Source organism: Shinella zoogloeoides (genome assembly GCF_030733845.1).
GTDB classification, from domain to species: Bacteria; Pseudomonadota; Alphaproteobacteria; order Rhizobiales; family Rhizobiaceae; genus Shinella; species Shinella zoogloeoides_C.
In genome coordinates this window covers 817,431-839,872 of the sequence record NZ_CP132311.1, presented here as the reverse complement: position 1 = coordinate 839,872, position 22,442 = coordinate 817,431, and the positions used below count along the sequence as shown (strand labels likewise).

Sequence of the window (22,442 nt, the reverse complement as noted above, 5' to 3'; positions counted from 1 at the left end):
GCCTGCCGGCACCTTCTCCCCGCGGGGGAGAAGGAGACACACCGCTATCTGAGTGCCTTCGTTGCCCCTTGCCGATCTCCCCTTGTGGGCCGGCAGGACAGAGGGGCACTTCCGCAGCCTCCACAAAACTCAAATCGGTGAAAAAATCCCGGTTTTCCCGGCATTCTTCTTGCACTCCAGCCCCCATCATGCCAATCGCACGGCTTGCCGCTGCCCCAGCCAATCGTGGCACATCAGGAGACGAGAGCATGAGCCAGTCGGAAAAGAACGGCCTCACCTATAGCGATGCGGGCGTCGACATCGACGCGGGCAACCTGATGGTCGAGAAGATCAAGCCGGCGGTGCGCTCCACCCGCCGCCCCGGCGCGGACGGCGAGATCGGCGGCTTCGGCGGCCTGTTCGACCTTAAGGCGGCCGGCTTCACCGATCCGGTGCTCGTCGCAGCCAACGACGGCGTCGGCACCAAGCTCAAGATCGCCATCGATGCCAACCGCCACGACACGGTTGGCATCGACCTCGTGGCCATGTGCGTCAACGACCTCGTCGTGCAGGGCGCCGAACCCCTCTTCTTCCTCGACTACTTCGCCACCGGCAAGCTCGACCCCGAGCAGGGCGCGGCCATCGTCGAGGGCATTGCCGAGGGTTGCCGGCAGGCGGGCTGCGCGCTGATCGGCGGCGAGACCGCCGAAATGCCGGGCATGTATTCGCACGGCGACTATGACCTGGCCGGCTTTGCCGTCGGCGCCGCCGAGCGCGGAAAGCTGCTGCCGTCCGGCGACATCGCCGAAGGCGACGTGATCCTCGGCCTCGCCTCCTCGGGCGTGCACTCCAACGGCTATTCGCTGGTGCGCAAGATCGTCACGCTCTCGGGCCTTGCCTGGGACGCCCCCGCGCCGTTCGATGCCGCAAAGAGCCTCGGCGAAGCGCTGCTGACGCCGACCAAGATCTATGTGAAGCCACTCTTGAAGGCGATCCGCGAGACGGGCGCGATCAAGGCGCTGGCGCACATCACCGGCGGCGGTTTCCCGGAGAACATTCCGCGCGTGCTGCCGAAGCACCTCGCCGCCGAGATCGACCTTGCCGCCGTCAAGGCGCCGGCCGTGTTCTCCTGGCTTGCCAACACAGGCGGCGTGGAGGCCCATGAAATGCTGCGCACCTTCAACTGCGGCGTCGGCATGATCGCCGTCGTACCCGCCGACAAGGCCGACGCGGTCGTCGCCGCGCTTGCCGGCGAAGGCGAAACCGCTTTCCGCCTCGGCCGCATGGTCGCCCGCGCGGAAGGCGCCGCCGGCACGATCTACAAGGGCACGCTCGCCCTATGAGCGCAGCGCCCCGCAAGCGCGTCGTCGCCTTCATTTCCGGCGGCGGCTCCAACATGCTGGCGCTGGCAAAGGCCGCGCAGGCGCCGGATTTCCCGGCCGAGATCGTCGCGGTGTTCTCCGACAAGGCGGACGCCGGCGGCCTTGCCAGGGCCGAAGCGCTCGGCATTCCGACCCGCAGCTTCCTGCGCCGGGATTTTGCCGGCAAGGAAGAGCACGAGGTGGCGATCCTCGACGCGCTCGACGCGCTCTCGCCCGACATCGTCTGCCTTGCGGGCTACATGCGCCTGCTCTCCGGCGCCTTCATCAACCGCCACGAAGGCCGCATCCTCAACATCCACCCGTCCCTGCTGCCGCTCTTCCCCGGTCTCCACACGCACCAGCGCGCCATCGACGCAGGCATGCGCATCGCCGGCTGCACGGTGCATTTCGTGACGGAGGGCATGGACGAAGGGCCGGCGATCGTGCAGGCCGCCGTGCCGGTGCTGCCGGGCGATACGGCCGATACGCTGGCCGCGCGGGTGCTCACCGTGGAGCACAGGAGCTATCCGCTGGCGCTGCGGCTGGTTGCGGACGGCAAGGTGCGCATGGAGGGCGGCCGGGCCGTGGCGTCCGGCGACCTGCCGGTGCTTGAGGCCGCCTATCTGATTTCGCCGGCGGCGGTTTAGGGCGGGACTACCCCCCTCTGCCCTGCCGGGCATCTCCCCCTCAAGGGGGGAGATCGGCAAGAGGCTGGCTCACTGCCCTGATCGCAACGCCGGAAATGGGCGAAAACGGTGCTCCATCCAATCTCCCCCCTTGAGGGGGAGATGCCCGGCAGGGCAGAGGGGGGTGCCACAAGCCCCCATCAGATGACGAGGATCGGCGCCTTGCCCTTCACGCGGTCGTAGAGATCGATCACATCCTGGTTGAGCATGCGCACGCAGCCGGAGGAGACGGCCTTGCCGATCGACTTCCATTCCGGCGAGCCGTGCAGGCGGTAGAGCGTGTCCTGGCCGTTCTGGAAGATATAGAGCGCGCGCGCGCCGAGCGGGTTGTTGAGCCCCCCGGCCATGCCGCCATTGGCGCTGGAATATTTCACCAGCTCCGGCTGGCGCGCGACCATTTCGTCCGGCGGCGTCCATTTCGGCCAGGCCTGCTTCCACTGGATGACGCCGCGGCCCGACCAGGAAAAGCCCTGCCGGCCGATGCCGACGCCGTAGCGCATGGCGCGGCCACTCGGCAGGATGAGGTAGAGGAAGCGGTTGCCCGTATCGACGATGATCGTGCCCGGCCTTTCGGCGAACGGGCTCTCGACCTCCTGGCGATAGAAGCGCGCGTCGATCTGCTGATAGGGCACGGCCGGCACCTGGAAGCCGCCGTCGTAGACCGGGCCGTACATCGCGGCATAGTGCGAGGATTCCGGCAGCAGGCCCGAGGGCGGGGTCTGGCCGTAGATGCTGATCGGCCCCCTGCCGTCGATATATTCCGGCCGCCCCTCCAGCGCGGGATTGCGGAAATAGGGACGCGTCTCCTCGCGGAAGCGGTCCGTGTTCATGGAGGACGTGCAGCCGGCAAGGCCGCTTGCCATGGCGAGGCCGGAAAACTGCAGGAAGCGGCGGCGGGAAAGCGCGGTGTCGGTCATGAAGAGATCGTATCCGTTTGACGGAAGGCAGGATGGACGAGGAGACTGAATCAGGAACTAACGAAAGGCAATTAGGTCCACGACCCTGCCCTAATTGTGGCAATTGCGGCTGGCTTCAAGCTTGCGCGCCATATTTTTGGCACAGTGTCGCCCGGGCGCCACGGCTTTGTGAACGCTGTGTCAAGCATCGTCCCGATTGCCGTTTTCGCGCGCGGGCGATACCTCTGAGGCGCTACGATATGCGCAAGGAGATGACGCGATGCTCGTCAACGGCAAGTGGACGGAAGACTGGCAGCCGGTTCAGGCGACGGACGCCAAGGGCGGCTTCGTGCGGCAGGTTTCGAGCTTCCGCAACTGGGTGACGCCCGACGGCAGCGCCGGCCCGACGGGCGAAGACGGTTTTGCCGCCGCCGCCGGCCGCTACCACCTCTATGTCGCGCTGATCTGCCCCTGGGCCTCGCGCACGTTGATCGCCCGCAAGCTGAAGAAGCTCGACGAGGTGATTTCCGTCTCCGTCGTCGAGCCGGCGCTTTCCGACGAGGGCTGGCATTTCGGCGACTATCCGGGCGCAAACCGCGACGGGCTCAACGGCGCGACCTATCTGCACGAGCTTTATTCCCGCGCCGCGCCGACCTTCACCGGCCGCGCCACCGTGCCGGTGCTGTGGGACAAGGAGAGGAAGACCATCGTCAACAACGAGTCGGCCGACATCGTGCGCATGCTGAACAGCGGTTTCGGCGCGCTGGCGGACGAGAGTGTAGACCTCTATCCGCAGGCGCTGCGCGGAGAAATCGACGCGCTGAACGAACGCATCTACCCCGCGCTCAACAACGGCGTCTACCGCGCCGGCTTCGCCACCACGCAGGTCGCCTATGAAGAGGCCTATCAGGGCGTCTTCGCCATGCTGGACGAGCTGGAGGCGCGGCTTGGCGACGGCCGGGCGTTCCTGACGGGGAAAACCCTCACCGAGGCCGACATCCGCCTCTTCGTCACCCTCATCCGCTTCGACGCCGCCTATTTCGGCCTCTTCAAGTGCAACCGCCAGCGGCTTGCCGACTATCCGGCGCTCTCGGCCTACACGAAGCGCGTGCTGGACCTTCCCGGCGTGCGCGACACGGTCAACATCGACCACATCAAGCACGGCTACTATTCGATCAAGGCGCTCAACCCCAACCGCATCGTGCCGCTCGGGCCGGACCTTTCGGGGCTGGGGCTTTGATGGTGCGAGGCTGGAGCACCCCCCTCTGCCCTGCCGGGCATCTCCCCCTCAAGGGGGGAGATCGGCAAGAGGCTAGACCCTCACTCAATCAGCAACGCTAGCGAAGGGCGACGCATCTCTCCATCCAATCTCCCCCCTTGAGGGGGAGATGTCCGGCAGGACAGAGGGGGGTATTGCGCCACACCACCGCCGCGTGATTGCGAAAGCTGCTAACCCTCCTTCGCCTCCACCATCGCCATCAGCGTCTCCAGCCGGTCGGCGTCGGCGGGCAGCTTGTCCTGCCGCAGGCGCGCGATGCGCGGGAAGCGCATGGCGACGCCCGACTTGTGGCGGGTGGAGCGGTTGATGCCCTCGAAGGCGACTTCCAGCACAAAGCCGTAGGCGGGTTCGGCCCGCACGGCGCGCACCGGGCCGAAGCGGTCGGTCGTGTTGTTGCGCACGAAGCGGTCGAGCACTTCGAGCTCGGCGTCGGTGAAGCCGAAATAGGCTTTTCCCACGGGCACCAGCACGTCGCCGCCCTCGCCCTCGGTCCATACGCCGAAGGTGAAGTCGGAATAGTAGCTGGAGCGTTTGCCGTGGCCGCGCTGGGCATACATCATCACGGCATCGATATTGTAGGGGTCGCGCTTCCACTTGAACCACGGCCCCTTCATGCGGCCGGCCTGGTAGGGGCTGTCGAGCCGCTTGATCATCACGCCCTCGATGACCGGATCCGGCGGTTCGCGGCGGATCGTCTCCAGTTCCTCCCAGCTTGCGAAGGGCACGAGCGGCGAGAGGTCGAAGCGGTCGTGCGGGGCCTTTTCGATGAGGCCGCCGAGCCGGGCGCGGCGGGCGGCGAAGGTCTCAGGGCGCACATCCTCCTCGCCGTCGAACAGCACGTCGTAGGCGCGCACGAAGGCGGGGTAGTCGTCCAGCATCTTCGAATTGACGGTCTTGCGGTTGAGGCGCTGCTGGAGATCGGAGAAGGTGCGCGTCGGGCTGTTGGTGCGCGCCGTGCCGCCGACGAGCAGTTCGCCATCCACCACGCCCTCGAAATTGATCGCGTCCAGCACATCCGGGAAGGCGGCGGAAATGTCGTCGCCGGAGCGGGAATAGAGCCGGCGCGTCGCGCCCGCGGCGGAAAGCTGCACGCGGATGCCGTCCCACTTCCATTCGGCGGCGAAATCGGCGGGATTAAGATTGTCGAGATCGCCCTCGCCCACCGGATTGGCCAGCATGACGGAGTGGAAGATGGCGGGCGTCGCCAGCACCGGGCGGTCGGCCTTGCCCTCCAGCCAGGCGAAGAGCGGTTCATAGGGCGGCGCCAGGCCATGCCAGAGCGTCTCGATCTCGGTGACATCACGGCCGGAGAAATCGGCGAGCGCCTGCTTGGCGAGCCGCGCCGAGACGCCGATGCGCAGGCCCCCGGTCGCCAGCTTGATGAAGGCGAAGCGCGCGGAGGGATCGAGCCTGTCGAGCAGGTCGAGCACGGCGCCGCGCACCTCGGTTCGGCCGAGTGCATTCATGCGGGCGACGACCGCGCCTAGCCGCGGCTGGTCCTCGTCCGGCACCCGCTCCTTGCGCTCCTGGTCCCAAACCAGCGCGATGGTCTCGGCGAGGTCGCCGACATAGTCGTAGGAATAACGGAACAGCACCTCGTCCATGCGCTCCAGCACGAGTTCGCGGAGCAGCGCCGGCTTGACGCTCTTCAGGTCCAGCGTGCCGGCGATGGCGGAAAGGCCGTAGCCCCGGTCGGGATCGGGCGTATCGCGGAAATAGTCGGCGAGCAGTTTCAGCTTGCCGTTGCGCGAGGGGGTGAGGACGAGGCGGTCGAGGAGGGTTGCGAAGGCTCTCATGGGTGGTGGCCTTTCGCAGGGCGGGTGTGGCCTACCCCCCTCTGCCCTGCCAGGGATCTTCGCTTTGAGGATAGTGCAGACGGATGGGAAGACCCTCTCTGCCTGCCGGCATCTCCCCCACAAGGGGGGAGAACGCAAGCCGCTTGCTCTTCATTTCCCTTTTTACGCCGAGGACGCCACGGGTTAAGCCCCTCCCCCTTGTGGGGAGGGGTTGGGGAGGGGTCCTGGCCCGGCAGGGCAGAGGGGGGCAGGCCGCACTCGCTTCGCTGAATTTGGGCCGCCACCATCAATCCCCCTCATCCTCGTAGCCGACGAGATGGAGCGGGCGGGCCGGCACGCCGGCGAGTTCGCACCAGCGCACCAGCGCCTCCTCGCGGCCGTGCGTCACCCAGACCTCGCTCGGCGCAAGCGCGCGGATCGTCTCGGTCAGTTCGGGCCAGTCGCAATGGTCGGAGATGACGAGCGGCAGTTCGACGCCGCCCTGTTTCGCCCGCTGGCGCACCATCATCCAGCCGGAGGCGAAGGCGATGAGCGGTTCGTTGAAGCGTCGTGCCCAGCGGTCGGCGAAGGCGGACGGCGGGCCGACGATGACGGCACCGCGGAAATCCGTCGGGTCGCCCTTTTCCAGCGTGGCGGGGCGCAGGTCGCCGAGATCGATGCCGCGGCTGACATAGTAGTCGCAGAGCCGCGCGAGCGAGCCGTGAATGTAGATCGGCGCGTCGTAGCCGCAATCGCGCAGCAGCCGTATGACGCGCTGGGACTTGCCGAGCGAATAGGCGCCGACGAGGTGGCTGCGCTCGGGAAACTGCCTGAGCGACGTCAGCAGCTTGCCCATCTCGGCCCTCGGCTCGGGATGATGGAAGACCGGCAGGCCGAAGGTCGCCTCGGTGATGAAGACGTCGCAGGGCACCGGCTCGTAGGGCGCGCAGGTCGGGTCGGCACCGCGCTTGTAATCGCCGGAGGCGACGATGGTGAGGCCGTCCTTTGCGACCGCGATCTGCGCCGAGCCGAGCACATGGCCGGCGGGATGGAAGGACACGGTGACGCCGCCGAGATCGATGCGCTCGCCGAAGGCGGCCGCCTGCGTGGACCCGCAGAAATCCTCGCCGTAGCGGATCTCCATGATGTCCAGCGTCTCGCGCGTCGCCAGCACCGCGCCATGGCCGGCGCGGGCGTGGTCGGAATGGCCGTGCGTGATCAGCGCCCTTGCCACCGGGCGGACGGGATCGATGTAGAAATCGCCGGCAGGGCAATAGAGGCCGGCGGGCGCCGGATGGAGGAGCTGATCGGGCTTCATGGCGGGAAAGATAGCGGCTTTGACGCGCTCTGCCAGTGGTCGCCGTCAGGCAATCGCCAGCATGCCGGCGCGCAGCGCGGTCATGTCGACGGCGGCAAGCTGCGCGTCGACTTTCGCATGCGTGTCCTTCCAGATCGGGAAGGCTTCGGTCAGGAGGCGGCGGCCCTCCCCGGTCAGGCGCAGCAGGCGGCCGCGCCGGTCGCGCGGGTCGGGCTCGACGATGACGAGGCCGCGGCGCTCCAGCGGCTTCAGCGCCGCCGTCAGCGTCGTGCGGTCCATGGCGAGCACGGCGGCGACCGGCCCCATCGGCGGCGGCTCCGGGCGGTTCAGCGCCATCAGCAGCGAGAACTGGCCGTTGGTGAGGCCGACCGGGCGCAGCGCATCGTCGAACCGGCGGGCAAGCGCGCGCGCCGCGCGCTGCGCATGCAGGCACAGGCAATGGTCCCGCACGAAGAGGGTCGTTTCATAGGGAATCAGGACATCGTCGGACATGTTTCTTACTGTTGATATCAACGTAAAAAAGTCAAGAGGCAGATGCCGCCGGGGCGTCGAATATCAGGGATTTGGAATGCAAAGGATTGCCTGGAGGGCGCGCGCATCGATCGGGCGGCTGAGATAGAAGCCCTGGATCTCGTGGCAGCCGGCCTCGCGCAGGAAATCGACCTGCTCGCGCGTCTCCACCCCTTCCGCGATGACGCGGAGCTGGAGCGTGCGGGCGAGCGAGATGACGGCGCGGGCGATCGCCGCATCGTCGCTGTCGTTCGGCAGGTCCTGCACGAAGGAGCGGTCGATCTTGAGCCGGCCGACCGGGAAGCGCTTCAGCGAACTGAGGCTGGAATAGCCCGTGCCGAAATCGTCGATGGCAAGATGCACGCCGAGCTGCTCCAGCCTGTGCATGGTCTCCACCGCCTGCTGCACGTCCTGCATGATCAGGCTTTCGGTCAGCTCCAGCTCGAGGTAGCGCGCCTCCAGCCCGCTTTCCTCGAGCGCCGCGGCGACGCGCTCCACCCAGTCCTTCTCCTGGAACTGGCGGGCCGAGACGTTGACGCTGACGACGATAGGCGGCAGGCCGGAGACCTGCCAGGCCTTGTTCTGCCGGCAGGCGGCGCGCAGCGTCCAGTCGCCGATCGGGCCGATCAGGCCGGTCTCCTCGGCAAGCGGGATGAAATCGCCCGGGCCGACGAGGCCGCGCTCGGGATGGCGCCAGCGGATCAGCGCCTCGACGGCGAAGATGCGGCCGGTGGCAAGGTCCATCTGCGGCTGGTATTGCAGGAAGAGCTCGCCCTGCGCCAGCGCGCGGCGCAATTCCTCCTGCCGCTCCAGCTTTTCGTGGGCACGGTTGGCAAGCTCGGCGGTGAAGACCTGCATGGCGTCGCGGCCGATCTCCTTGGCGCGGTACATGGCAGCGTCCGCCCGGGCAAGCAGTTCCGTTGCGTTGCGGCCGTGCTCCGGATAGGCGGCGACGCCCATGGAACAGGTGACCTGGAAGGAGCGGCCCTCGATCACCACCGGCTCGGCGATGGCCTCGCGCACGGCGCGCAGCCGGTCCTCCACCGTCTCGCCCTTGCGCATCCCGCCATTGATCAGCACGACGAACTCGTCGCCGCCGAGGCGCACGATGCTGTCGCTCGCCCGCACGCAGCGCAGCATGCGCGCGGCGACGATCTTCAGCAGCTCGTCGCCGGCATGGTGGCCGAGGCTGTCATTGACCAGCTTGAAATTGTCGAGGTCGAGGAAGGCGAGCGTCATGGTGCCGCCACGGTCGTCCGCCGCCTCGATGGCCGAGGCGACGCGCTCGTCCAGCATGCTGCGGTTCGGCAGGCCCGTCAGCGTGTCGTGGTGGGCCATGAACTGGATGCTGTCTTCCGCCTCCTTGCGCTCGATGGCGATGCCGGCGATGTGCGTGGCCATGCCGACGAGCTTCATGCATTCCGCCGTGGGCTCGCCGGGCGTTCGCGAATAGAGCGCGAAGGTGCCGAGCACCTTGCCTTGGTAGGAGCGGATGGGCGCGGACCAGCAGGCGCGGTACCCGTAGGGCGCAACGAGCGCCTTGAAGCCGGCCCAGAGCGGATCGGTCTCGATATCGCTGACGATGACCTGTTCGCCGCGCCACATGGCCGTGCCGCAGGACCCCGCAGCCGGGCCGATCTCCGCTCCCTCGATCAGCTTGCAGAAGGCGGGGTCTAGGTTCGGCGCCGCGCCGGTGACGATGTGCCTGCCGTCAGGCGCCAGCATGAGGATCGAGCCGGTGACATCGGAGACATGGGCTTCGATCAGCAGGATGAGCGAGGAGAAGACGTCGGTGAGCGGCGCGCCGAGGGCGATCATCTTCAGCAGGTGCGCCTGGCCGAGATGCAGGCTTTCCGCGCGCTTGCGCTCCGTGATGTCGCGGGCGATGCCGACGATGCCGATCACGTCGCCCGCCCCGTCGCGCACGGGAAGCTTCGAGGTGAGCAGCCATTTGAACCTGCCGCCGGAATCGCGGATCAGTTCCTCCATGTCGAGCATGGCGCGGCCGGTGCGGATGATCTCCTGCTCGGTGTTGAAGAAGCCGCGGGCGACGTGTTCGGGATGGATGTCGAAGTCGGAAAGGCCTTCGAGGCTGTCGAGTCCCTCGCGCCTGTTGTCGTTGACGATGGCGCGGTTGGCCACGACGAAGCGGCTGTTGCGGTCCTTGAAATAGAGATAGTCCGGCACCTCGTCGATCATGGCCTCCAGCCAGATCGTGCGGTCGTTCTGCGCCGCCGCCAGCGGAAAGAGCCGCGCCGCCTCGTCGATGAGGCGCTGGCTGGCGGACATCAGGCGCGCCGTCGCATCGGCGTCCTCGTTGCCAAGGTGAGACAGTTTCATCGGTACGAATCCCTGCAATCTTCCAACGCAAGGAAGGACTTTGCCGGCCGCCTCCTCTTTCCGGAACAGCCGAAGGTACACTTAAAGTCGTTATCCAACCCTAAAGGAAACCGGCGAAATACCGCTAATCCGGCCACTTGCGGGCGCCGGCCGGCAACCTCAGCGGGCAATACCCAAAATGTTCCGTTTCAATACAAAACCAATTGGCACGCTTCCTGCAGCAAGGCCGGCAAGGAGCTTCCATGGTTACCAGGCGGTTATTTCTCTCGGGTCTCGGTTTGGGTGCGGCGGGTATCGCGGGACCGGCGGCCGCCCGCACGCAGCGGCTGCCGATCGTCGACGTCGACCTGCGCGGCAGCATCGACGCATCAGAACACGGCATCCGCCCCGGCGCGGGCGACCGCAAGAGCAAGGCGTTCGCGAAGCTGCTGAAGGATGCCGCCGCGAAGAACACGCCCGTCTTTCTGCCGCCCGGCGATTACGTGATCTCCAACATCACCCTGCCGGACAACACGCGGCTGACAGGCGTGCCGGGCGCGACCCGCATCGTCTATGGCGGCGACGGCCATCTCTTCGCGGCCGACGGAGCGGGCCGGATCGAGCTTGCCAATCTCGTCATCGACGGCGCGAACCGCTGGCTGGACGACACCGTGCAGGGCCTCGTGCATCTGCGCGGCGTCGCCACCGTCGTCATCGAGAACTGCGAGGTCCAGGGCTCGTCGAAGACCGCCGTTTGCCTGGAGCGCTCGGGCGGGCGCATCGAGCGCAACCGGCTTTCGGGCGCGGCCGAATACGCCCTCTACGCCATCGAGAGCCGGGACCTTTCCGTCACCGGCAACCATGTCTTCGACTGCGGCAATGGCGGCATCCTCATCCACCGCTGGCAGAAGGGCCGCGACGGGACCATCGTGTCCGGCAACCGCATCGCGCGCATCGGCGCCACGAACGGCGGCACCGGCCAGTACGGCAACGGCATCAACGTCTTCCGCGCCGACGACGTGATGATCTCGGGCAACCACGTCTCCGACTGCGCCTTTTCCGCCATCCGCGCCAATGCCGGCTCGAACGTGCAGATCTCGGGCAATACGTGCCTGGAAAGCGGCGAGACGGCGATCTATTCCGAATTCGGCTTCACCGGCGCCATCGTCAGCGGAAACCTCATCGACGGCGCGGCGAACGGCATCCTGATCGTCAACTTCAACGAGGGCGGGCGGCTTGCCAGCGTCACCGGCAATGTCGTGCGCAACCTCAAGCTCGAAGGCCCCTATGTGCATGACGGCGCCGGATTCGGCTTCGGCATCGCCGTGGAGGCCGACACCGTCGTCTCCGGCAACACCATCGAGAACGCCCCGAAATGGGGGCTGGCGCTCGGCTGGGGCCCCTATATGCGCGGCCTCGTCGTCTCCGGCAACCTGGTGCGGTCGAGCCCGGTCGGCTGCGCCGTGACGGTGGTGGAGGATGCCGGCTCGGCCCTCATCTCCGGCAACATCTTCGAGGAGACCCCCGACGCGGCGATCGCCGGCTACCGCTGGAACGAGCGCACGACCGGGGATCTGGCGACAGACGGCGCGGCCTTCGCGCATCTGACGATCGAACGGAACCGGACGGGCTAGGCCCGTCCCGGTAAGCGCCTCCTCTTTCTTGCCCGAACGAGGAGGCGTCAATGGGTGGATGAGGGGGCAGAATACCTACCCGGCTCCCTCATCCGCTTCCGCCTTGTAAAACGGGCGCGACGATCATATCCTAGCTAGACAGTCTAGACAGGAGGCATCCATGGAATGGCAATTGCAGGATGCGAAGAACCAGTTTTCCAAAGTCGTCCAGAAAGCCCGCACGGAAGGGCCGCAGGTCGTGACGCTCCGCGGCGAACAGACGGCGGTGGTGCTGTCGATCGAGGACTACAACGCCCTCAAGGCCGACCGGCCGAACTTCGTCGATGACCTTCTATCCGGCCCGGCCTGGGACGATGCGTTGATCGAGGCTGTCGAAGACCGCCCGGAATGGCCGCAGCGCGACGTGGCGCTCTGATGTATCTGCTCGATACCAACGTCCTGTCCGAGGCGCGCCGTGGCTCGCCGCAAGCGGTGAAGTGGCTGCGATCGGTGGAGCCCGACCGGCTCCATCTCAGCGTCATCACGCTCGGCGAGATCATGCGCGGGATCGCGCTGAAGGAGCGCTCCGATCCGCAGGCGGCGGCGCATCTTTCCGCCTGGCTTCAACGCCTGCGGCGGGATCATGCGGCGCGCATCCTGCCGATCAGCGACCGGATCGCCGTGGAGTGGGGCCGCCTTTCGGCGCTGAGGCCGCGCGGCGGGGCGGACGGATTGATCGCCGCCACCGCCATCGTTCACGAACTGGTCGTCGTCACGCGCAATATCGCCGACTTCGCCGATACCGGCGCCGCCTGCCTGAACCCCTGGGATCTCTAGGCATGTCAGGTTCAGACCGAACCAGACATGCTCTAAATTCTTTTGTTTTCGTTTGTCTTTTCGGGAAAACCGGTTCCCACTTTTCTCTGACAAACTCTAGGCAGACGGCTCCCTCATCCGCTTTTCTCAGCCGCCATGGCCCTCATGATCGCCGGAAGCGCCTTCGCCCTTCTTGGCGCCGGGCTTTGCCGCCTCGACCGTGAAGTCCACGTCGATCGTGCCGGCCTTTTCGAAGGTCAGCGTCGCCTTGAATTTCTCGCCCTCCTTGAAGGGGTGCTTGATCTTCATGAACATGACGTGCAAGCCGCCGGGCTTGAGCTCCACCGTCGCGCCGGCCGGAATCTCGATGCCGTCAGGAAGCTGGCGCATCTTCATCACGTCGTTCTCCATCGCCATTTCATGGATCTGCACGTCGTCGGAAACGTCGGGCGCGGCGATGGAGACGAGGCGGTCGGCCTCGGTGCCCTTGTTGGTGACGATCATGAAGCCGCCGCCGACAGGCTGGCCGGGCAGCGTCGCCTTGGAGGCCGGGTGCTCGATTTCGAGCGTGCCGAGCGTGAAATCGTGGGCGAAGGCGGCCGAGGCGCAAAGCGCCAGCGCGACGGCGGTAGCGAGGATACGTTTCATGGGAGTTTCCTTTCTGGCTTTCTGATCACGAAAAGAGGCGCCGCAGCGGCGGCACGGTGCGGATGACGGCCTGATCGAGGAGGATCATGGCGAGGATGGTGAGGCCCGTCAGCGGGAAAAGCACGCCGAACACCACGGCGATGCCCCAGAGACCGGCATAGATGCGCGTCTCGCGCGGGGCCGGCGGCACGCCGATGCGGCCCTTCGGCCGGCGCTTCCACCACATGACGACGCCCGAAACGCTCATCGCGATGACGACGAGGCAGGTGGAGAGCATGAGAAGCTGGTTGAACATTCCCCATTCCTGGCCCTTGTGGATGTTGATGCTCCATTCGATCGCCTTGCCGGTCGCCGGATAGTCGCCATAGGCGATATCCACCAGGCGCTCGCCGGAATACTGGTCGATATGGATGGTCCGCTCATATTGCAGGTCGGCCGGGTAGATCGCGGCGGTGTAGACGCCGGTTTCGCCCGAGGGCGGCGACATCTCGTAGCCGGGCAGCATGCCGGCGGCATCGGCGATGGTTACCGCATTGTCGAGGCCGATCGGCGGCAGCGCCTGCTGGCCGCCGGCCAAGAGGGTGGACTGCGGCACCGGGGCGTTTTCCATCAGCCACGACGGCTTGGACAGGACGTCCGTGGTGATCAGCATGGATTGCGGGACGCTGTCCCAGAGTTGGACCGGATAGCCCATGCCGTTCGCCGTCAGCGTGGCATTGACCTTGGCGCCCCAGAAGCCGGACCAGAGCAGGCCGCTGAAGGCGAGGAACAGGATAACGACGCTGGCGAAGATGCCGGTGACGGCATGGAGATCGCGCCAGAAGACGCGCCGGGCCGGCGTGCCGCGCACGCTGAGGACACCGCCCGTCTGGCTGCGCGGCCACCAGAGATAGACGCCCGTCAGCACCAGCACGATGGCAAAGCCGGCGACGACCTCGATGATGCGCTCCCAGGAGGTGCCGAAATAATCGAGGCTGTGCAGGTCCTCGACGACCTGGTTGAACTCTTCCGTCGCCGCGACCGTATCGAGCACGGCGCCGTCATGGGGATCGACGAAGACGAGCACCTTGCCGGCCTCGGTCGCCACCGTGACCCGTGCGGAGCGGTCCGCGCCGGCGGGCGTGCGATAGGACGAAAGCGTAGAACCCGGCACCGCGGCGACCGCCCTTTCGGCGATGGCCGAGGGCGAGAGCTCCGTGCCACCGACGGTCACGTAATTGCGGTAGCGGAAGAGGCTGGCGTCGATCTCGTCGTTGAAGAGGTAGAGCCCGCCGGTGACGGCAAGGCTGATCATGAAGGGCACGGCCAGAAGGCCGGCGAAGAAATGCCAGCGCCAGATGGCGCGGTAGAGGCGCTGGGCGAGCGCGGAAGGTTCGGCGGCGGCAATGGCCGGCGCATCGGAAATTACGGACATCGGGGGTCCTGTCAGGCTGGAAATTCAGGCGCACGGCGGCTGGGCGGCGTGCGGGCGAAGATCAGGCGGACAGGAGGGGCGGTGCGCGCGGCGGCGCGCCGGGGCGCTCGCGCTTCGAATGCAGCGCCTCTTCGGCGAGCGGAAGGGCGGAAATATCGCGGAAGGCGAGCAGGGCGCCGGCAAGATCGGCCGGCTGCGGCATCAGCATGGCGCCGGCGATGCGGCAGGCCTCGCACTTGCCGGGCATGACATGCTTGACCTTGCCGTCGACATGGTCGTTGAGGCAGAGGTCCGGCATGGTGCCGTCGGGCAGCACATATTGGGCAAGCTCGATGGCGCTGGGCTCTGCGGCGGAGGCGGGCTGGTGGGCGAAGCCGACGAACAGCAGGGCGACCGCGCACAGAATACGCAGGCAGCAGCCCCATCGTGTCATGCCTCGTGTCATCGTCCGTCCCCGTCCGCCAGATGCGGACCCATCGCCATTAGTCTCGTGCCGGCAGAAGGTCAATGCGACAAGCAGACCCGCCATCACGACAATTCATGGATCGATCAGGCGCACACCCTACCGCGGGACCCGGGCGCCGCCTATGGTGCCGGCCATGCCCATGCCGTTTCGCCTTTCTTCTAGCGCAGAAACGGCCGCGGCTGTTTGTTCTTACGCAAGCCCGCACTCTTGCGGGCACCCCTGGAGGATCCATGCTCACCATCTACGGCGTCTACCGCTCCCGTGCCTCGCGCAACTACTGGCTTGCCGGCGAACTCGGCCTGCCCTTCGCCTCGGTCCCGGTCATCCAGGCGCGCCGCCTCGACGATCCGCAGGCGAGCGACGCGCCGCTCAACACGAAGTCGCCGGATTTCCTTGCGGTGAACCCGACCGGCCTCATTCCCTGCATCGACGACGGCGGCTTCGTGATGACGGAATCGCTCGCCATCAACCTCTACCTCGCCCGCAAGCATGGCGGCCCGCTTTCCGGCCGGACGGTGACGGAAGAGGCGGAAATGCTGCAATGGACGATGTGGGCGGCGACCGAGGTGGAGCCGCATGCCGTCAAGATCATCCTGACGCTGGATACGAACGCGGCCGAGAGCGAACAGGGACGCCTTGCCATCCGCGGCGCGGCGAAGGCGCTGAAGGCCTGTTTCAAGCGGCTCGACATGCACCTTGCCGCGACCGGCCATGTCGTCGGCGACCGGTTCACGGTGGCGGACCTCAACCTTGCGGAAGTGTTCCGCTATGCGATGAGCCAGCCGCAGCTTTTCGACGAGGCGCCCAACGTCAAGGCCTGGCTCGAGGCCTGCCAGTCGCGCCCGGCCTTCAAGGCGATGATGGCGGCGCGGCAGACCGAGCTGGAATGACCGCCCCGGCAAAACCGTCCTCGTCCTCGGCGATGGCTGCCCGCAGCCACCGCTTGAAGAGCGAGACCTTGCGCGGCTCCGGCATGCCCGGGGCCGTCACGAAATAATAGCCCATGCCGGTTTCCACCCGGATGGGGAACGGCGCGACGAGGCGCCCCTCCTTCAGCGCCCAGGAGGCGAGTACCGGATAGCCGAGCAGCACGCCCTGCCCCGCCAGCGCCGCATCGAGGCAGAGCGAGGCATCGGAAAAGACGTGTCGTGCCTTCGGCGCCGGCACGTCGAAGCCCGCCGCCTTCAACCAGCGCTCCCAGGTGAACGGATCGTTGCCGTCGATGACCGCCGGCTGGGCGGCGAGGTCCTGCGGCGTCCTGATCCCTTCCGCAAGCGCCGGCGCGCAGACCGGGAACACGACCTGCGGTATCAGGAACTCCGTCGCCACATCCGGCCAGCCGCCCGGCCCGACGCGGATGCAGAGGTCGACATCCGAGCGCGCAAGATCGACCAGCGTCATCGTCGCCTCGATACGCAGGCTGATATCCGGGTGGGCCGCGCTGAATCGGTCGATGCGGTGGATCAGCCAGCGGGAGGCGAAGATCGGCGCGACGGAGATCGTCAGGATCGCGTCGTCGCGGCGCTGGGTGGTGGCGACCGCCTCGGAAAGCTGGCGGAAGGCGGCGGACAGGCGGGCGAGGAACGGCGCGCCGAAGGCCGTTTCCTTAAGGCCGCGCGCCGTGCGCTCGAAGATCGCCCGGCCGAGCTGCTCCTCCGCCTTGATGACCTGCTGGCTGACGGCGCCGACCGTCACGCCCAGTTCCCCGGCGGCGGCCTGCAGCGAGCCGAGCCGCCCCACCGCCTCCAGCGCGCGAAGGCCGTTGAGATGAACGCGGTTGAGGTTCTTCATATAGCTTTTCTATAGTCTCGTCTCGAACTACTCGATTGCCGGAACGGCACTTTGGCGCGATTATCGGGCATCAACAATGGTAACGAAATGAAAGGAGAAGGCAATGTTCAAGATTTTCTCCAGAGTTGCCGAAGCCCTGAAAACCGAGATCGACGCTGCGGAGGCTCCCGTCTGGGTGCGCGACCCGCTATCCCATCCCGATATCAGGACGATGGATTCCCGTTCGCTCGGCGACCTTCCCTTCGGCCTCTTCCGCCCGCAACCCCCCGCTGCCGAAACCCGGCCGCACGCCTGCCATCCTGCGTGATCCTCCCTCGCAGTCCTGGCCTCCCCGGTGTAAGCTTCACCGGGGAGGTTTTTTCATGCCTGATGACGACGACCCGCTGCTGGCGGCTCCTGCGCCTCGCAGGCGACCTGCCGGGCACCGAGACCGGCACCTCCTACGGCACGCCGGCGCTGAAGGTCGCCGGAAAGCTCCTCATGCGCATCAAGGACGCGGACACGCTGGTGCTGATGGCGCCGCTGGACGAGAAGGAGCGCCTGATCGAGATGGCGCCGGCGATCTACTACGAGACGGATCACTACCGGGGCTGGCCCGCGCTGCTCGTGCGCGCCGCTGAAATCGACGACACGGAGCTGCGCCAGCGGCTCGACGATGCCTGGACCGCCAGGGCACCCGCGAAAATCCGCAAGCTGCGCGCCTGACCCTTCCCCTTCTTCTTTTGCCCGTCGACGCTTGACAGCCCTCCCGGCGGAAGGCTAGACCGATTTTCGTAACGTAATAACATTACTAAATCGGAGACCAGAATGCTGAGACAGATCATGGCTGTTTCGGGCGCGCTCGCGCTCGCCCTTTCCCTTCCCGCGACGGCCGGCGCGCATGGCGCGTGGGTCGCCGAACGCTGGGGCGAACTCGGCGTCGTCTACGGCCACGGCGCCGGCGACGATGCCTATGACCCGGCCCGCATCAAGGAGGCCGTCGCCATTGCCGAGGACGGCACGGCGAGCCCCGCGGCCATCGACAGCCGCAACAAACACGCGATCCTGAAGCCCGAGGGCGAGCCGGCCGCCATCGCGCTCACCTTCGACAACGGCTACTGGACGGAGAAGGCTGACGGCAAATGGGTGAACGAGCCGAAAGACAAGGTCGCCGACGCCAAGGAGACCGGCCACTACATCAAGAACAGCCTTTCCCTCCTCCATGTGCACGACGCCCTGCCCGCCTTCCCGAAGCAGGACCTGCAGATCGTTCCGCTAGACAACCCTGTCGGCCGCAAGGCGGGCGATCCGATCCGCCTGCGCCTGCTCTACGACGGCAAGCCGCTCGCCGGCGCGGTCGTGACGCTCGACTATGTGAACCAGGCCTCGCTGAAGAGCGATCCGACGGACGCGGACGGCGAAGTGGTGGTGACGATCCGCAATGACGGGCTCAACGTGCTGGCGGCCGATCACAGCGTGCCGCTGGAAAACGACCCGAAGGCTGACAAGATCGGCTATACCGCGACGCTGAGCTTCGTCGCCGAGGCGCACAGCCACGACGATTGATGCAGTAGCACCTGCCGGCAGCTTCTTCCGGCAGGTGGCCTATTGCCAATGATTAAAGACCCCTCCCCACAAGGGGGAGGGACTTAACGTGCAGCACTCTCGGCGTGAAAAATGGAGGGAAGAGCGAGCGCCTTGCGTTCTCCCCCCTTGTGGGGGAGATGCCGGCAGGCAGAGAGGGCCTTCGGTCGCCCTTCAGCCGCCCGACTGGTCCATATGCATGAACTCCCAGACATTGCCGTTGATGTCCTGGAAGGAGCAGCCGTACATCGGGCCGAATTCCATGTTCGGCTTCCATTCGCGCCCGCCCGCGGCGAGTGCCTTGGCCTTGACGTCGTCGACCTCCTGGCGGCTCGAGGCCGACAGGCAGGTCAGCACCTGCGTCGCCTTTTCCGGATCGCCCACCTCGCCCGTCACGAACTGACGGAACTTTTCCTCCGTCAGGTGCATGACGAAGATGTTCTCGTCCACCACCATGCAGGCGGCGGTCTCGTCGCTGAAATCCTCGTTGAAGGAAAAGCCGAGTGCATTGAAGAAGCGGCGGGTGGCCGGCAGGTCCTTGACGGGAAGGTTGACGAAGATCATGCGCATGGAAGTCCTCCTGATTGGTTTTTGAAACGGGGCCTCGACCCCGTCATGCCACAAGGACGTAACGGATTCTGCCTTCCCGACAAGGTGTGCGAAAAAATCTGCCGCGCCGCCCGGCACTGATCAGGCGGCGTCGCGCGGGACGATGCGCTCGAGATCGCGCCCGATCTCGCGGCGCTTCTGCATCAGGTCGAATTCGGCCTGAAGGCGCAGGAAGTAGCCTTCCGACAGGCCGAAATAGCGGGTAAGCCGCAGATCCGTGTCCGCGGTCACCTGCCGCTTGCCGAGAACGATCTCGTTGATGCGACGCGGCGGGACATGGACCGCGCGGGCAAGCGCGTTCTGGCTCATTTCCATCGGCTGGAGGAATTCTTCCAGCAGAATGTCGCCGGGATGCGGATTGGGCAGCAGGCCGGCTTCAGTCATGGTAGTCGAGGATGCGGACATCGACGGCATCTCCTTGCGACCAGCCGAAACAGATACGCCACTGGTCATTGATCCGGATGGAATAGAGTCCGGCCAGATTTCCCTTCAAGAGCTCCAGCCGGTTGCCGGGCGGCACGCGCAGGTCCGTCACCGTCTGTGCGGCATGCAGCATGCGCAGCTTGCGCAAGGCGATGGCCTGCATATCGGCCGGAAGGCGCCGGCTTCGACGGCCAGACCAGATCGATTCGGTCTCCCGGTCGGCGAAGCTCTTGATCATGCGCCATCATAGCGCATGACGTCATAGGGCGTCAAATCAGGCGGCGAAGGCGTTCGTCACGCGGATGTCGCCGACGTGGATGCCGTTCCAGTTGGACATGGAGCGGTTGGCCTGGGCCATCAGGGCGGCGCTCACTTCCGGTTCGTCCGTGAAGAAGCGGGCTAGCGTGGCTGCGACCATGCTTTCGGCGGCGCGGGTGGTGCCGTCCTCGCATTTCAGCGCGATCGCGATGCCCTTTTCCGGGATGGCGGCGCAGAAGACGCCCTCGGCGCCGGTCTTGGCGAAGATACGGCCGGGAGCGGTCTGCATGAGGCGGGTGCAGGCGCGCTTCGTGCCGGCGACGTAGAAGGGTTCGGCCATGCAGGCCTCGATGAGGCGGCGCGCGGCGTTCGCGCGTACGGGGGCAAGGCCGGTGCCCGTCGCCATTTTCGCAAAGCCGTGGGCGAGGCTCTTCAGCGGCATGGCATAGGTCGGGATGGAGCAGCCGTCGACGCCGCAATTGTCGGTGGCGAGCGCCGCGCCCGTCAGGCTTTCCATGACGCCGCGGATTTCCGCCTGGACGGGGTGCTCGTAGCGCACGTAACCCTTCAGATCCTTGCCTGTGTGGCAGGCGGCGCAGACGAAGCCGGCATGCTTGCCCGAGCAATTGTTGTGAAGCGCCGTCGGGTGGTCGAGGCCGCGGGCCTGACCGATCAGCACCGGCTGCTCGAAGGACCAGTGCGCGCCGCATTCAAGCACGCTTTCATCGACGCCGGCCGCCGCGAGCATGGCGCCGGCAAGGCGGGCGTGCTCAGGCTCGCCATTGTGGGAGGAACAGGCGAGCGCCAATTCCTTGTCGCCGAAGCCGTAGGCATCCGCCGCGCCGCTTTCGACGAGCGGCAGACCCTGCATGGCCTTGCAGGCCGAGCGGGGGAAGACGCCTGCCTCGATATCGCCCTGCGAGAACACCACCTTGCCATCGCCATCCACCGCGACGACCATGCCGCGATGACGGCTTTCGACGAGATTGCCGCGCGTGACTTCAACAAGGACCGGGTTTGCCATGATCATGCCCTCAAATATCCGATTTCCGCTGCGGTATTATCCGAAAACCTCGCCTGTGCACACTCGGTTTCGGAGCCGGCCATGAAATTGCTGAGGAACGTCCTCGTCCTCTTTCTCGCGATCTACCTCATGCCGGCACTCGCCTCGGCCGGCTACTGGTACATCAAGGACCGGCCGCAGAGCTGGCGGGAGGCCAACTGGAAATCCGCCGGCATCCTGCCGAAGGCCGGGGAGACGCCGCAGGCGACGATCCACATCTTCTCCGCCGCGACGGGCGGCATGAAGGGCGCGGTGGCGAGCCACGCCTGGATCGTCACCAAGGAGGCCAATGCCGCGACCTACAACCGCTACGACAAGGTCGGCTGGGGCACGCCGGTGCGCAAGAACGGCTATGCGCCCGATGCCTACTGGTATTCCAACACGCCGCGCGTGGTGGTGAGCGTCAGCGGCGACGAAGCGGCGCGGCTGATCCCGAAGATCGAGAAGGCGATCGCCGCCTATCCCTATTCCAAGCCCGGCGGCTACCGCATCTGGCCGGGGCCGAACTCCAACACCTTCGTCGCCCATGTGCTGCGCTCCGTGCCGGAGCTCGGCGTCGTGCTGCCGCCGGATGCGGTCGGCCGCGACTACCTGCCGGAGGGCAGGCTGTTCGCGGTCGATCCCGACGGAAAGGACGTGCATGCGACGCTCTACGGGCTCCTCGGCGTTTCGGCCGGCCTGCGCAGCGGCATCGAGCTGCACGTCATGGGGCTCGTCGCCGGCGTGGACCTGGCACGGCCGGCGATCAAGATACCCGCCATCGGGCGCATCGGCATCTAGAGGTATTCCACCTCGAAGGCAGCGATGCGGGCCGGGTCGGCGATCGATTCGATCCCGACGATCCGCTCGCCCTCCACTTCCATGCGCACGACGACCCTGAGCTGGCCGCCGAGGATGACAGCGAGGCCGAACGCGCCGTCGATGAGCGCGAGCTTCGCGGCGGTCGCCTTGCCCTTGAAGTTGGTGGCGACGGCCTGCGCTCCATGAATTTCGGCGAGCGAGCCGAGCCGCACGGCGTCGGCATCCGCATGGAAGGCGACGTCGGGATCGAGCACGGCGAGCAGCCCCGCAAAATCGCCGTCGCGCGAGGCGGCGAGGAAGGCCGCGACGACGCCCTTGCGGCGGTGGTAGTCCGCCGACGGCGTTTCCGGCAGGCCCTGCACCCGGCGGCGGGCGCGGCTCGCAAGCTGGCGCGCGGCGACCGGCGAGCGATCGACGATGCGGCCGATCTCCTCGAAGGGCACGTCGAACATGTCGTGCAGCACGAAGGCGAGGCGTTCGGCCGGCGCCAGGCGCTCCAGCACGACGAGAAGCGCAAGGCCGACCGAGTCGGCGAGCGCCGCCTGTTCGTCGGCGCCTGCGGCCGGATCGGCATGCTGCGCCTCGCCCTCCTCCCCGTCGATCGGGTCCTCGCGGCGCTTCGTGCGGGCGCGCAGCATGTCGAGGCAGATGCGGCCGACGACGGTGGTGAGCCAGCCCGCGGGATTGTCGATGCCGTCGCCGCCCGCCCGCTCCAGCCGCAGCCAGGCCTCCTGCACCGCATCCTCCGCCTCCGCCCGCGAGCCCAGCATGCGGAAGGCGACGGCGCTGAGGCGCCCGCGCTCGGCCTCGAAACGGTCGGTCAGGATATTTTTTTCGCCCATCGGTCACACTCC

Annotated in this window: 25 protein-coding genes; 11 read left to right on the top strand and 14 right to left on the bottom strand. The window is 66.7% G+C overall.

Translation table 11 applies throughout. The features are described from left to right. Positions 1-248 precede the first annotated feature (248 nt). Together purM and purN are read left to right on the top strand one after the other, a co-directional pair. A complete protein-coding gene (gene purM / locus Q9316_RS05085) occupies positions 249-1,322 on the top strand; it encodes a phosphoribosylformylglycinamidine cyclo-ligase (RefSeq protein WP_306034150.1) in 1,074 nt (357 codons plus the stop codon). After that, positions 1,319-1,987, top strand: coding sequence for a phosphoribosylglycinamide formyltransferase (gene purN, locus Q9316_RS05080; protein WP_306034149.1), 669 nt, complete (start codon positions 1,319-1,321; stop codon positions 1,985-1,987). The genes purM and purN overlap by 4 nt, the downstream gene beginning before the upstream one ends. Positions 1,988-2,166: 179 nt before the next feature. Here purN and Q9316_RS05075 read toward each other — a convergent pair whose 3' ends face one another. After that, positions 2,167-2,943 (bottom strand): L,D-transpeptidase, encoded by a 777-nt coding sequence (locus Q9316_RS05075; RefSeq protein WP_306034148.1) that lies wholly within the window; start codon positions 2,941-2,943, stop codon positions 2,167-2,169. A 259-nt stretch (positions 2,944-3,202) separates the two neighbouring features. On the opposite strand from Q9316_RS05075, the gene Q9316_RS05070 reads away from it, so the two are divergent. Beyond that, on the top strand, positions 3,203-4,162 hold the full coding sequence (locus Q9316_RS05070) for a glutathione S-transferase family protein (RefSeq protein WP_306034147.1): 960 nt from the start codon (positions 3,203-3,205) through the stop codon (positions 4,160-4,162). A gap of 209 nt (positions 4,163-4,371) precedes the next feature. Here Q9316_RS05070 and Q9316_RS05065 read toward each other — a convergent pair whose 3' ends face one another. From Q9316_RS05065 to Q9316_RS05050, 4 genes are all read right to left on the bottom strand, one after another. Continuing rightward, on the bottom strand, positions 4,372-5,997 hold the full coding sequence (locus Q9316_RS05065) for a cisplatin damage response ATP-dependent DNA ligase (protein ID WP_306034146.1): 1,626 nt from the start codon (positions 5,995-5,997) through the stop codon (positions 4,372-4,374). Positions 5,998-6,283: 286 nt separating this feature from the next. Next, positions 6,284-7,294: a ligase-associated DNA damage response exonuclease gene (locus Q9316_RS05060; RefSeq protein WP_306034145.1), complete on the bottom strand. Its 1,011-nt coding sequence runs from the start codon at positions 7,292-7,294 to the stop codon at positions 6,284-6,286. Between the two features lie 45 nt (positions 7,295-7,339). Then, entirely contained in the window at positions 7,340-7,786 is a 447-nt protein-coding gene (locus tag Q9316_RS05055) for a MarR family winged helix-turn-helix transcriptional regulator (RefSeq protein ID WP_306034144.1), read from the bottom strand. A gap of 63 nt (positions 7,787-7,849) precedes the next feature. After that, entirely contained in the window at positions 7,850-10,144 is a 2,295-nt protein-coding gene (locus tag Q9316_RS05050; RefSeq protein ID WP_306034143.1) for a putative bifunctional diguanylate cyclase/phosphodiesterase, read from the bottom strand. 242 nt (positions 10,145-10,386) lie between these two features. Between Q9316_RS05050 and Q9316_RS05045 the strand changes: the two genes are divergently transcribed. From Q9316_RS05045 to Q9316_RS05035, 3 genes are all read left to right on the top strand, one after another. After that, positions 10,387-11,757: a TIGR03808 family TAT-translocated repetitive protein gene (locus tag Q9316_RS05045; RefSeq protein WP_306034142.1), complete on the top strand. Its 1,371-nt coding sequence runs from the start codon at positions 10,387-10,389 to the stop codon at positions 11,755-11,757. Positions 11,758-11,917: 160 nt separating this feature from the next. Further along, positions 11,918-12,172, top strand: a complete 255-nt coding sequence (locus tag Q9316_RS05040; protein WP_306034141.1) for a type II toxin-antitoxin system Phd/YefM family antitoxin — start codon at positions 11,918-11,920, stop codon at positions 12,170-12,172. Next, positions 12,172-12,573 carry a type II toxin-antitoxin system VapC family toxin gene (locus tag Q9316_RS05035; protein WP_306034140.1) on the top strand — a complete coding sequence of 134 codons (402 nt, stop codon included), beginning with the start codon at positions 12,172-12,174 and terminating at the stop codon, positions 12,571-12,573. Before Q9316_RS05040 ends, Q9316_RS05035 begins: the two co-directional genes overlap by 1 nt. A gap of 126 nt (positions 12,574-12,699) precedes the next feature. On the opposite strand, the gene Q9316_RS05030 is transcribed toward Q9316_RS05035, so the two are convergent. The 3 genes from Q9316_RS05030 to Q9316_RS05020 form a co-directional block, all read right to left on the bottom strand. Further along, on the bottom strand, positions 12,700-13,200 hold the full coding sequence (locus Q9316_RS05030) for a copper chaperone PCu(A)C (RefSeq protein ID WP_306034139.1): 501 nt from the start codon (positions 13,198-13,200) through the stop codon (positions 12,700-12,702). 25 nt (positions 13,201-13,225) lie between these two features. Then, entirely contained in the window at positions 13,226-14,605 is a 1,380-nt protein-coding gene (locus Q9316_RS05025; RefSeq protein WP_371877990.1) for a PepSY-associated TM helix domain-containing protein, read from the bottom strand. Positions 14,606-14,675: 70 nt separating this feature from the next. After that, positions 14,676-15,059, bottom strand: coding sequence for a hypothetical protein (locus tag Q9316_RS05020; protein WP_306034137.1), 384 nt, complete (start codon positions 15,057-15,059; stop codon positions 14,676-14,678). A gap of 251 nt (positions 15,060-15,310) precedes the next feature. Here Q9316_RS05020 and Q9316_RS05015 point away from each other — a divergent pair, with 251 nt between their 5' ends. Further along, positions 15,311-15,970: a glutathione S-transferase family protein gene (locus Q9316_RS05015; protein WP_306034136.1), complete on the top strand. Its 660-nt coding sequence runs from the start codon at positions 15,311-15,313 to the stop codon at positions 15,968-15,970. Here the strand turns inward: Q9316_RS05015 and Q9316_RS05010 are convergent. Beyond that, entirely contained in the window at positions 15,930-16,871 is a 942-nt protein-coding gene (locus tag Q9316_RS05010; RefSeq protein WP_306034135.1) for a LysR substrate-binding domain-containing protein, read from the bottom strand. The genes Q9316_RS05015 and Q9316_RS05010 overlap by 41 nt on opposite strands. A 103-nt stretch (positions 16,872-16,974) precedes the next feature. On the opposite strand from Q9316_RS05010, the gene Q9316_RS05005 reads away from it, so the two are divergent. From Q9316_RS05005 to Q9316_RS04995, 3 genes are all read left to right on the top strand, one after another. Continuing rightward, the gene (locus tag Q9316_RS05005) at positions 16,975-17,178 is read left to right on the top strand and encodes a hypothetical protein (protein ID WP_306034134.1); all 204 of its coding nucleotides are present in this window, start codon (positions 16,975-16,977) and stop codon (positions 17,176-17,178) included. A 62-nt stretch (positions 17,179-17,240) separates the two neighbouring features. Continuing rightward, entirely contained in the window at positions 17,241-17,576 is a 336-nt protein-coding gene (locus Q9316_RS05000; RefSeq protein WP_306034133.1) for an MmcQ/YjbR family DNA-binding protein, read from the top strand. 102 nt (positions 17,577-17,678) lie between these two features. After that, a complete protein-coding gene (locus tag Q9316_RS04995) occupies positions 17,679-18,416 on the top strand; it encodes a DUF4198 domain-containing protein (RefSeq protein ID WP_306034132.1) in 738 nt (245 codons plus the stop codon). A gap of 192 nt (positions 18,417-18,608) precedes the next feature. Here Q9316_RS04995 and Q9316_RS04990 read toward each other — a convergent pair whose 3' ends face one another. From Q9316_RS04990 to Q9316_RS04975, 4 genes are all read right to left on the bottom strand, one after another. Then, a complete protein-coding gene (locus tag Q9316_RS04990; protein WP_306034131.1) occupies positions 18,609-19,004 on the bottom strand; it encodes a VOC family protein in 396 nt (131 codons plus the stop codon). 120 nt (positions 19,005-19,124) lie between these two features. Further along, positions 19,125-19,448 carry a HigA family addiction module antitoxin gene (locus Q9316_RS04985; protein ID WP_306034130.1) on the bottom strand — a complete coding sequence of 108 codons (324 nt, stop codon included), beginning with the start codon at positions 19,446-19,448 and terminating at the stop codon, positions 19,125-19,127. Beyond that, positions 19,420-19,704, bottom strand: a complete 285-nt coding sequence (locus Q9316_RS04980; RefSeq protein WP_306034129.1) for a type II toxin-antitoxin system RelE/ParE family toxin — start codon at positions 19,702-19,704, stop codon at positions 19,420-19,422. Before Q9316_RS04980 ends, Q9316_RS04985 begins: the two co-directional genes overlap by 29 nt. A gap of 36 nt (positions 19,705-19,740) precedes the next feature. Next, a complete protein-coding gene (locus Q9316_RS04975; protein WP_306035215.1) occupies positions 19,741-20,748 on the bottom strand; it encodes an asparaginase in 1,008 nt (335 codons plus the stop codon). Positions 20,749-20,829: 81 nt separating this feature from the next. Between Q9316_RS04975 and Q9316_RS04970 the strand changes: the two genes are divergently transcribed. After that, on the top strand, positions 20,830-21,567 hold the full coding sequence (locus Q9316_RS04970) for a DUF3750 domain-containing protein (RefSeq protein WP_306034128.1): 738 nt from the start codon (positions 20,830-20,832) through the stop codon (positions 21,565-21,567). Here the strand turns inward: Q9316_RS04970 and Q9316_RS04965 are convergent. Then, positions 21,564-22,430, bottom strand: coding sequence for a sigma-70 family RNA polymerase sigma factor (locus Q9316_RS04965; protein ID WP_306034127.1), 867 nt, complete (start codon positions 22,428-22,430; stop codon positions 21,564-21,566). The two genes, Q9316_RS04970 and Q9316_RS04965, sit on opposite strands and share 4 nt — an antisense overlap. Positions 22,431-22,442 lie beyond the last annotated feature (12 nt).